Source organism: Ruegeria sp. D6 (genome assembly GCF_056534365.1).
Genome location: NZ_JBQFPH010000012.1, coordinates 2501 through 6149 on the forward strand (window position 1 = coordinate 2501; position 3649 = coordinate 6149).

At 52.9% G+C, this 3649-nt stretch carries 1 tRNA gene and 2 rRNA genes; all 3 read left to right on the plus strand.

The window, feature by feature from the left end:
- The first annotated feature begins 211 nt into the window (after window positions 1-211).
- The 3 genes from ACR0A1_RS20485 (at window position 212) to ACR0A1_RS20495 (ending at window position 3579) form a co-directional block, all read left to right on the plus strand.
- Window positions 212-3077: ribosomal RNA gene (locus ACR0A1_RS20485) — 23S ribosomal RNA — on the plus strand.
- Window positions 3078-3264: 187 nt separating this feature from the next.
- Window positions 3265-3379 (plus strand): 5S ribosomal RNA (rrf, locus tag ACR0A1_RS20490).
- Between the two features lie 123 nt (window positions 3380-3502).
- Window positions 3503-3579, plus strand: a tRNA-Met gene (locus ACR0A1_RS20495).
- Window positions 3580-3649: the final 70 nt, after the last annotated feature.

The following is a 3649-nucleotide window of genomic DNA, read 5'->3' on the forward strand; positions in this document are numbered from 1 at the left end:
ACTAAATGATCATGCATGTCTTCTATTCTCCATGTGGGGCCGACCGACATCGGCAGCATGGGTTCCAGGATAGAAGGCGGGAAAGTATGCTTTTGGTTCAGAAGAAAGATCGCCTTTAGTTACCAGCTGGGCGATCGCGATTGACCTGACTGCGCTCAAGTAGCCGAATAGGCGGTAGCGCACTAAGTTGTGTCTTTCTCTTTCTGGATCAAATCAAGCGCGAGAAGGGCGTTTGGTGAATGCCTTGGCAGCAAGAGGCGATGAAAGACGTGATACTCTGCGATAAGCCATGGGGAGCTGAGAATAAGCTTTGATCCATGGATCTCTGAATGGGGCAACCCACCTGAAAGCTTCATATTGTTATCTTTGATACTCAATATGGGGTTTAAACAGGTACTTAAGACCTGAATACATAGGGTTTTAAGAGCAAACCCGGGGAACTGAAACATCTAAGTACCCGGAGGAAAGGAAATCAATTGATACTCCCCTAGTAGCGGCGAGCGAACGGGGACCAGCCGAGCCAGATAAGTGACTAGAACACGTTGGGAAGCGTGGCCATAGCGGGTGACAGCCCCGTATAGGAAGCTTTGATGGACGTATTAAGTAGGGCGGAACACGTGAAATTCTGTCTGAAGATCGGAGGACCACCTTCGAAGGCTAAGTACTCCTTGCTGACCGATAGCGAACCAGTACCGTGAGGGAAAGGTGAAAAGCACCCCGACGAGGGGAGTGAAACAGTACCTGAAACCGAACGCCTACAATCAGTCGGAGGATCCTCGAGATCTGACGGCGTACCTTTTGTATAATGGGTCATCGACTTGGTCTTACGAGCAAGCTTAAGCCGTTAGGTGTAGGCGTAGCGAAAGCGAGTCTTAATAGGGCGAATGAGTTCGTGGGATCAGACCCGAAACCGAGTGATCTAGGCATGGCCAGGTTGAAGGTAAGGTAACACTTACTGGAGGACCGAACCCACATCCGTTGAAAAGGATCGGGATGAGCTGTGCCTAGGGGTGAAAGGCCAATCAAACTCGGAGATAGCTGGTTCTCTGCGAAATCTATTTAGGTAGAGCGTCATCCGAATACCCCGGGGGGTAGAGCACTGGATGGGTAATGGGGCCCCACAGGCTTACTGATCCTAACCAAACTCCGAATACCCGGGAGTACTAGATGGCAGACACACTGCGGATGCTAACGTCCGTAGTGGAGAGGGAAACAACCCTGACCTACGACTAAGGCCCCCAATTCATGGCTAAGTGGGAAAGCAGGTGGGACGACCAAAACAACCAGGAGGTTGGCTTAGAAGCAGCCATCCTTTAAAGATAGCGTAACAGCTCACTGGTCTAAATAAGTTGTCCTGCGGCGAAGATGTAACGGGGCTCAAGCCATGAGCCGAAGTCTAGGGATGCGTAAGCATCGGTAGCAGAGCGTAGTGTGACATAGCACTTATCTTGTATTATCGCCGGTCATTTGGTGCGAGCAATCGCGCTCAAGTAGCCGAATAGGCGGTAGCGCAAGATAAAGTGCTTTCGATGAAGCCGGGGCGTGAGCCATCCGGTGGAGAGATCACTAGTGAGAATGATGACATGAGTAGCGACAAAGAGTGTGAGAGACACTCTCGCCGAAAGTCCAAGGGTTCCTGCTTAAAGCTAATCTGAGCAGGGTAAGCCGGCCCCTAAGCCGAGGCCGAAAGGCGTAGGCGATGGGAACTAGGTTAATATTCCTAGGCCAGGAGGATGTGACGGATCACAGGTGTAGTTCAATCTTATCGGATTGATTGGGCTGCTGAGTGGTTCCTGGAAATAGCCCTCCATCAGACCGTACCCTAAACCGACACAGGTGGACTGGTAGAGCATACCAAGGCGCTTGAGAGAACGATGTTGAAGGAACTCGGCAAAATACCTCCGTAAGTTCGCGAGAAGGAGGCCCGGTTCCTAGGCAACTAGGGGCTGGGGGCACAAACCAGGGGGTGGCGACTGTTTATTAAAAACACAGGGCTCTGCGAAGTCGCAAGACGACGTATAGGGTCTGACGCCTGCCCGGTGCCTGAAGGTTAAAAGGAGAGGTGAGAGCCTTGAATTGAAGCCCAGGTAAACGGCGGCCGTAACTATAACGGTCCTAAGGTAGCGAAATTCCTTGTCGGGTAAGTTCCGACCTGCACGAATGGCGTAACGACTTCCCCGCTGTCTCCAACATCGACTCAGCGAAATTGAATTGCCTGTCAAGATGCAGGCTTCCCGCGGTTAGACGGAAAGACCCCGTGCACCTTTACTACAGCTTCGCACTGGCATCAGGATTGTGATGTGCAGGATAGGTGGTAGGCTTTGAAGCGGAAACGCAAGTATCCGTGGAGCCTCCCTTGAGATACCACCCTTCGCACTCTTGATGTCTAACCGCGGTCCGTTATCCGGATCCGGGACCCTGCGTGGCGGGTAGTTTGACTGGGGCGGTCGCCTCCTAAAGCGTAACGGAGGCGCGCGAAGGTTGGCTCAGAGCGGTCGGAAATCGCTCGTTGAGTGCAATGGCAGAAGCCAGCCTGACTGCAAGACTGACAAGTCGAGCAGAGTCGAAAGACGGCCATAGTGATCCGGTGGTCCCGAGTGGAAGGGCCATCGCTCAACGGATAAAAGGTACGCCGGGGATAACAGGCTGATACTGCCCAAGAGTCCATATCGACGGCAGTGTTTGGCACCTCGATGTCGGCTCATCTCATCCTGGGGCTGGAGCAGGTCCCAAGGGTACGGCTGTTCGCCGTTTAAAGAGGTACGTGAGCTGGGTTTAGAACGTCGTGAGACAGTTCGGTCCCTATCTGCCGTGGGTGTAGGAGACTTGAGAGGAGTTGCCCCTAGTACGAGAGGACCGGGGTGAACGATCCACTGGTGGACCAGTTGTCGTGCCAACGGCAGTGCTGGGTAGCTATGATCGGACAGGATAACCGCTGAAGGCATCTAAGCGGGAAGCCCCCCTCAAAACAAGGTCTCCCTGAGGGCCGTGGAAGACCACCACGTCAATAGGCCGGAGATGTAAGCGCAGTAATGCGTTCAGTTGACCGGTACTAATCGCCCGATAGGCTTGATTTGATCCAGTAATGGAAAGACAAGACCAAAGCATACACTGACCTTGAGTTGGATAACGTCGCAGCGCCAAGCCGCGATGTTGGTTGATTATATAACCGAGTGGCAACGCGCCTTTTGCAAGCAAAAGACGCTGCCTGCCACCTCGTCGCTTTCTTGCAAAGCAAGAAAGTCGACATGGGCTTTTCCTCGGTTTGGTGGTCATAGCGCAAGTGAAACACCCGGTCCCATCCCGAACCCGGAAGTTAAGCACTGCCGCGCCAATGGTACTTGGGCTTAAGCCCCGGGAGAGTAGGTCACCGCCAAACCTAGAAAAAGCCCACAGTCTCTCAAACACGATGAAAAGAACACTACCCGGTCTCAAGTAGCCGAATAGGCGATAGACCAACACAAGACCTCAAGTAGCGTAAGCGATAGGTCACTTAAAGTGTCGCGGGATGGAGCAGCCCGGTAGCTCGTCAGGCTCATAACCTGAAGGTCGCAGGTTCAAATCCTGCTCCCGCAACCAACTTTAGAAAATCCCAGAGCAGCCCGCGCAGACTACAATTGATCACCCCGATCAATCGCTTAACGATCAA